This is a genomic window from Streptomyces sp. NPDC059080 (assembly GCF_042739975.1).
GTDB classification, from domain to species: domain Bacteria; phylum Actinomycetota; class Actinomycetes; order Streptomycetales; family Streptomycetaceae; genus Streptomyces; species Streptomyces benahoarensis.
On sequence record NZ_JBHYGX010000017.1, the window covers coordinates 68,538 to 75,915 of the forward strand.

Here is a 7,378-nt window from a genome sequence, read left to right on the forward strand (position 1 = left end):
GTCTGTCCCCCGCCGGGGCGGGGCCGGCGCCCCCCCCTCCCCCCCCCGCCCGCGCCGGCGCCCGCCGCGGCCCGCCCCCCCCCCCCCGCGCCCCCCCCCGCCGCACGCCGTCCGTGTCACGGTCGGCCGGATATCGCGCCCGCCGCGCGGTCGGCGGTGCCCCGGCCGCGCCCGTGGGCAGAGCGGAAGACGCCGAGGAGCAGGTCGAAGGGGAGACGCCGCACCGCTCGGGCGGCGTCGACGAGCGGTTGGAGGGGCCGAGTGCGCGAATCCGTGTTCTCATGTCACTCAGCGTGACGGTTGCCCGGCTCGGTCGCCATCAGGGATCCCCCGGAGATCGCCCCTGACTCCCCCTGACTCCATCTCGGGGAAGACCCGGATTCCTGACCGATCTCCCGCGCGGAGTGCGGCAGCGGGATGAAATCCGCCGTTAGCGATGTTGGAATATTCCGTCAAGGACGAGGCGCGGGAGGCACCGGGTGGCGGGGACGGAAACGGCAGGACAGAGCTGGGCGCGGAGGCTGATCCGCGACTGCTGGCATCACAGGACGGATGTGCTTCTCTCCCTCGGCTCCTCGCTGGGCGGTATGGCGGTCATGGCGCTGGTGCCGCTCATCCCGAAGCTGATCATCGACGATGTGATCGTCCGCCATGACCGCGCGCTCGCCCCCTGGGCCACCCTCATGATCGTCGCCGCGGTCGTCGTCTACGCCCTCACCTATGTCCGCCGCTACTACGGCGGACGGCTCGCCCTCGACGTCCAGCACAATCTCCGCACCCGCATGTACGGCTCGATCGCCCGGCTCGACGGACGGCGTCAGGACGAGCTGAGCACCGGCCAGGTCGTCGGCCGCGCCACCAGCGACCTCCAGCTCATCCAGAGCCTGCTCTTCATGACGCCCATGATGATCGGGAACGTCCTGCTCTTCCTGGTCTCGCTGGTCGTGATGCTGGTGCTCTCGCCGTTGCTCACGGTCATCGCGCTGGCCGTCGCCCCGGCCCTGTGGTTCGTCGCCAAGCGCAGCCGCGCGCGCCTCTACCCCGCCACCTGGTACGCCCAGAGCCAGGCCGCCGCGGTCGCGGGCGTCGTGGACGGCGCGGTCTCCGGCGTCCGCGTCGTCAAGGGCTTCGGGCAGGAGCAGCAGGAGACCGGCAAGCTCCGGGACGTGGGCCGCAAGCTGTTCGCCGGACGGCTGCGCACGGTGCGCCTCAACGCCGTCTACAACCCCGCCCTCCAGGCCGTCCCGGCCCTCGGACAGGTCGCGATGCTGGCCCTCGGCGGCTGGATGGCCACCCGCGGCGAGGTCACCCTGGGCACCTTTGTCGCCTTCTCCACCTACCTCGCCCAGCTCGTCGGCCCGGTCCGGATGCTGGCCGTGGTGCTGACCGTCGGCCAGCAGGCGCGGGCCGGGGTCGAGCGGGTCTACGAACTCATCGACACCGACCCGGTCGTCGGGGAGCGCCCCGACGCCCACGAACTCCCCGCCGACGTCCCCGCGACCGTCGAATTCGACGCCGTCTCCTTCGGCTACGGCGAGGCCGCCACCGCCGAGCCCGAACACGAAGCCGAGGCTGCCGGAGCCCCGGCCGCCGACGCCTCCGAGAAGCCCGCCCCGGGCGGCACCACCGCGCCCCGCCCCGTACTGGACGGCTTCTCGCTGCGCATCGCCCCGGGGGAGACCGTCGCCGTCGTCGGCCGGTCCGGCAGCGGCAAGTCCACCGTCTCGCTGCTGCTGCCCCGCTTCTACGACGTCACCGCCGGTCGCGTCCTGATCGGTGGCCACGACGTCCGCAACCTCACCTTGGAGTCGCTGCGCTCCGTCATCGGCCTGGTGCCCGAGAGCAGCTTCCTCTTCTCCGACTCGGTGCGCGACAACATCGCGTACGGCCACCCGGAGGCCACCGACGAGCAGATCCGTACGGCCGCCCGCGCCGCGCAGGCCGACGGCTTCATCAGCGCGCTGCCCGAGGGGTACGACACCAAGGTCGGCGAGCAGGGCCTGACGCTCTCCGGGGGGCAGCGGCAGCGCATAGCCCTCGCCCGCGCCATCCTCACCGACCCGCGGCTGCTGGTACTGGACGATGCGACCTCCGCTGTCGACGCCCGCGTCGAGCACGAGATCCACGAAGCGCTGCGCGGGGTGATGGCGGGCCGCACGACGCTGCTGATCGCCCACCGCGCTTCCACCCTGGCCCTCGCCGACCGCGTCGCCGTGCTCGACGGCGGCTGGCTCGTCGACATCGGCACCCAGGACGAACTCACCGCCCGCTGTCCCCTCTACCGCAGCCTGCTGACCGACCCGGACGAGCTGGGCGGCGACCCGCACGACCCGGCCGGCGAGGTGGCGGGCGCCTTCGACGGCGAATCCGCCGCGGCCGGCCTCCTCGAACCACTCCCCACGGGCCCCGCGACGGCCCGCCCCGACGGCGCCCACCAGGACGGCGCGCACTCTGACGGCGGCCACCCCGTCACCCCGGGCGGCGCCCCCGGCCCCCACGGCATCACCCCCGAGCTGTGGGTCCGCCGCGACACCGACGGCGCCCCGGGAGCGGCGACCGGACCGGCAGCGACCCCCGAACTCCTCGAACAGGTCGCCGAGCTCCCGTCGGCCACCGACACCCCGGACGTCGACGAGGAGCGGGCCGCCGCGGCCGAGGGCTCGTACGGCCTGCGACAACTGCTGCGCGGCTTCGGCGGACCGCTGCTGATCGCCCTCGGCCTGGTGGCCGTGGACGCCATCGGCGGTCTCCTGGTGCCGATCCTCATCCGGCAGGGCATCGACGAAGGCGTCCGCCGCGGGGTGCTCGCCGGGGTGTGGACGGCCGCGCTCCTCGCCCTGGTGACGGTGCTCGTCCAGTGGGCCGCGCAGATCGGCGGCAACAGGATGACCGGCCGCACCGGTGAGCGGGTCCTGTACTCCCTCCGCGTCAAGATCTTCGCCCAGCTCCAGCGTCTCGGCCTCGACTACTACGAGCGCGAACTCACCGGCAAGATCATGACGCGGATGACCACGGACATCGACGCGCTGTCGACGTTCCTGCAGACCGGCCTGGTCACGGCCGTCGTCTCGGTGCTGACCTTCGGCGGCATCCTCGTTGCGCTGCTCGTCATCGACGTCCAGCTGGCCCTGATCGTCTTTGCCACCCTCCCGCCGCTGATCCTCGGCACGTACTTCTTCCGCAAGCAGAGTGTCAAGGCGTACGAGCTGGCCCGTGAGCGGATCAGCGTCGTCAACGGCGACCTCCAGGAGAGCGTCGCAGGGCTGCGGATCGTCCAGGCGTTCCGGCGCGAGGGCATGGGCGCCGCGCGGTTCGCCGACCGCAGTCACGCCTACCGCCAGGCCCGGGTCCGCGGCCAGTTCCTGATATCGGTGTACTTCCCGTTCGTGCAGCTGCTGTCGTCGGTCGCCGCCGCCCTGGTACTGATAGTGGGCGCCGGACGGGTCGGCGCGGGCACGCTGACGGCCGGTGCGCTCGTCGCCTACCTCCTCTACATCGACCTGTTCTTCGCCCCCGTCCAGCAGCTCTCCCAGGTCTTCGACGGCTACCAGCAGGCATCCGTCTCGCTCGGCCGCATCCAGGAGCTGCTGCGCGAGCCGACCACCACCCCCGCCGCCGCACACCCCCGCCCGGTGCCGGAGCTGCGCGGCGAGATCACCTTCGACGGCGTGGACTTCCACTACGGCGCGCGGCGCGAGGGCACCGAACAGGCGCTGACCGGCATCGACCTGACGATCCCCGCAGGGCAGACCGTCGCCTTCGTCGGCGAGACCGGCGCCGGAAAGTCCACCCTCGTCAAGCTGGTCGCCCGTTTCTACGACCCGACCGCCGGGGCCGTCCGCGCCGACGGCACCGACCTGCGGGAGCTGGACCTCACCGGCTACCGCCACCGCCTTGGCATCGTCCCCCAGGAGTCGTACCTCTTCGCCGGTACGGTCCGTGACGCCATCGCCTACGGACGGCCGGACGCCACCGACACCGAGGTGGAGGCCGCGGCCCACGCGGTCGGCGCCCACGCGATGATCGCCACCCTCGACGGCGGCTACCTCCATGACGTCGCCGAGCGCGGCCGCAACCTCTCCGCAGGTCAGCGCCAGCTGCTGGCCCTGGCCCGCGCCGAACTGGTCGACCCCGACATCCTGCTGCTCGACGAGGCCACCGCCGCCCTCGACCTCGCCTCCGAGGCCGTCGTCAACCAGGCCACCGACCGGCTCGCCGGACGCCGTACGACCCTCGTCGTCGCCCACCGTCTGACGACCGCGGCGCGCGCCGACCGGGTCGTGGTGATGGACCGTGGCCGGGTCGCCGAGGACGGCACCCACGCCGAACTCCTCGCCCTCGACGGCCGTTACGCCGCCCTGTGGCGCGCGTTCGCCGGAGAGGAGGCGACGGCGCGGATCTGACCACGGCCCGGCGGGGGCGGCCAACCCCCGCCGGACAGACGTTACCCATCGGTGCTGGTCGGCCCCGATTCCCCCGGGTAGGTTCGGCGCGAATTCCGCGACCCCTGGGGAGTGATCATGCGAAGAACGCTCAGCTGGCTGGTGCCGCTTGCCGTCCTGATCGGCACGGCGGGCGCCACCACCGCCCCGGCCGGAGCTGCCACCGCCGCGCCGGAGACGCAGGACATCAAGGAGCGCCTGCTCGCGATACCGGGCATGCATCTGGTGGAGGAGAAGCCGGTCGACGGTTACCGCTACTTCGTCCTCACGTACACCCAGCCGGTCGACCACCGCCACCCCGCCCGGGGCACGTTCGAGCAGCGGCTGACCGTGCTGCACAAGGCGGTCGACCGCCCGACCGTCTTCTACACCTCGGGCTACAACGTCAGCACCACCCCGTCCCGCAGCGAGCCGACGCAGATCATCGACGGCAACCAGGTCTCCCTGGAATACCGCTACTTCACGCCCTCCCGGCCGCAGCCCGCCGACTGGAAGAAGCTGGACATCCGGCAGGCGGCCGACGACCAGCACCGCATCTACCAGGCGCTGCACCGCATCTACGGGAAGAACTGGATCGCCACCGGCGGCAGCAAGGGCGGTATGACGGCGACGTACTTCCGCCGCTTCCACCCCGACGACATGAACGGCACCGTCGCCTACGTCGCGCCCAACGACGTCGTCAACGACGAGGACTCCGCGTACGACCGGTTCTTCCGCACCGTCGGTACCCCGGAGTGCCGCACGGCGCTGCACGCCCTCACCCGTGAGGCGCTCAACCGCCGCGACGAGATGGATGAGCGGTTCGCCCGGTGGGCCGAGAAGGAGAAGAAGACCTTCCGCCTCTTCGGATCCGTCGACCGCGCCTACGAAGTGCTGGTGACGGACCTGGTGTTCGGTTTCTGGCAGTACCAGCCCGCCGCCACCGCCTGCAAGGACGTGCCCTCCCCGGACGTGTCCACCGACGCGCTGTGGAACTGGATGGACGAGGTCGGCGGCTTCGGCAGCTACACCGACCAGGGCGTGGAGCCGTACACGCCGTACTACTACCAGGCCGGTACGCAGCTCGGTGAGCCCGGATACGGCTACCCGCACCTCAAGGGCCTGCTGAAGTACCCGGGCATCAACAACTCGCGGACGTTCGTGCCGCGTGACATCCCGATGCGGTTCGACAAGCGCGCCATGCCCGACGTCGACCGCTGGGTGCGCCAGCACGCGCAGCGGATGATGTTCGTCAACGGCCAGTGGGACCCGTGGAGTTCGGAACACTTCGAACTGGGCAAGGGTGCCCGGGACTCCTACGTCTACACCGTGCCCGGCGGCAACCACGGCTCCAACATCGCCAAGCTCAAGGACGCGGACCGCACGAAGGCCACCGCCTCCCTCCTGAAGTGGGCGGGCGTCGCCACCGACGGCAAGGCCACCGCACAGGCCCCCTATGACCGGAAGCTGGACCGGCAGGAGCTGCGCCGCACCCCGCCGCTGCGGCCCTGAGCCCGGATCCCGGGCCGGTCACGGTCCGGCGGAACGTTACGGCGCGCCCCTCCGCCTGGGAGGGGCGCGCCCCGTGTGTCAGTACGTCAGCCCGTGACCGACCGGGTACAGCTCCTCGTCCGGTGCGTCGGCCCGCATCACCGGCACCGGCAACCGCCCCCGCGGCGACCGCCGCCCGGCGATCACCCGCGCCGCCGCCCGCACTTCGACGTCGGTCCACCCGTAACTCACCAGCCCCGCCCGTACGCCGTCGAGCTGCGCGATGTCGTACGGATTGCGGACCGCGAGCTGCACCACCGGCTTCCCCGTGGCGAGCAGCGCCTCGACGAGCGCGCGCTGCGGGGAACCGGGCGTGACGTCGTACGTCGCGACAACCGCGGCGTCGTGCTCGCCGAGCGCCGCCACCGCCGCGTCGATCACCGCCCGGTCCGGCGTCATGCCCGTGGACAGCGCGGTCGCGGCGAAGCCGAGCCCGGCCAGTTCCCGGGCCAGCACCCCGGTGGGCGGCCCGCCCGTCCCGGACGGCGCGGCCGCGTCCGCCCCTGCCACCAGCAGCCGGTGCTCGCGGCGGCGGGAGAGCGGCAGCACCCCGCTGGTGTTGCGCAGCAGCGTCGTCGTCCGGTCGGCGAGCGCGTCCGCCGTCTCCAGATGGCGGCGGACGCCCACCACCCGGTCGACCTCGGCCCGCGAGGTGTACGGATCGGCGAACAGGCCGCGGCGCTCCTTGAGCAGCAGGATGCGCAGCAGTTTGGCGTCGATGCCGGCCTCGGACAGCTCGCCGTCCTTCAGGGCGCGGACGACGGCGGCGTGCGCGACGGCGAGGTCCGGCGGGTTGAGCAGCTGGTCGACGCCCGCCTTGAGCGCCAGGACCGGCACTCGTGCGTCGCCGTACTTCTCGCGTACGCCCTGCATGCCCAGAGAGTCGGTGATCACCACGCCGTCGTAGCCGAGCCGTTCGCGCAGCAGCCCGGTGAGGATGGGGTGCGAGAGGGTCGCCGGGTCCCCGCTGGGATCGAAGGCGGGGACGACGATGTGCGCCGACATGATCACGTCGATCCCGGCGGCCACGGCGGCACGGAACGGCGGCTCGTCCAGCCGCTCCCACTCCTCGGCGGTGTGGTGGATGGTGGGCAGCCCGACGTGGCTGTCGACGTCGGTGTCGCCGTGCCCGGGGAAGTGCTTGGCGCAGGCGGCCACCCCGGCGCCCTGGTAGCCGTGTACCTGGGCGGTGACCATCCGCGCCACGGCCTGCGGATCGGAGCCGAAGGACCGGACGCCGATGATCGGGTTGGCGGGGTTGACGTTGACGTCGGCGTCCGGGGCGAAGTCCTGCCGGATGCCCATCGCGTACAGCTCGGCGCCGCTGACCCGCGCCGCCGTCGTGGCGTCGGCGCGGGAGCCCCCGGCGCCGAGCGCCATTGCGCCGGGCAGCAGGGTGGCGGGCG

Annotated in this window: 2 protein-coding genes and 1 pseudogene; 2 read left to right on the plus strand and 1 reads right to left on the minus strand. The window is 72.5% G+C overall.

Features of this window, described 5'->3' with window-relative positions; all coding sequences use genetic code 11:
- Positions 1-479 precede the first annotated feature (479 nt).
- Both ACFWWQ_RS16185 and ACFWWQ_RS16190 read left to right on the plus strand, forming a co-directional pair.
- Positions 480-4,403, plus strand: coding sequence for an ABC transporter ATP-binding protein (locus ACFWWQ_RS16185; protein WP_384596436.1), 3,924 nt, complete (start codon positions 480-482; stop codon positions 4,401-4,403).
- Between the two features lie 117 nt (positions 4,404-4,520).
- Positions 4,521-5,933: a S28 family serine protease gene (locus ACFWWQ_RS16190; protein WP_384596439.1), complete on the plus strand. Its 1,413-nt coding sequence runs from the start codon at positions 4,521-4,523 to the stop codon at positions 5,931-5,933.
- Positions 5,934-6,011: 78 nt separating this feature from the next.
- Here the strand turns inward: ACFWWQ_RS16190 and ACFWWQ_RS16195 are convergent.
- Positions 6,012-7,378: pseudogene (locus tag ACFWWQ_RS16195) on the minus strand (glycoside hydrolase family 3 protein); the annotation flags it as partial.

What these genes read in the sequence shown, in the direction of transcription:
- ACFWWQ_RS16190 (WP_384596439.1), top strand. Translation starts at nt 4,521, where the DNA reads ATGCGAAGAACGCTCAGCTGGCTGGTGCCGCTTGCCGTCCTGATCGGC.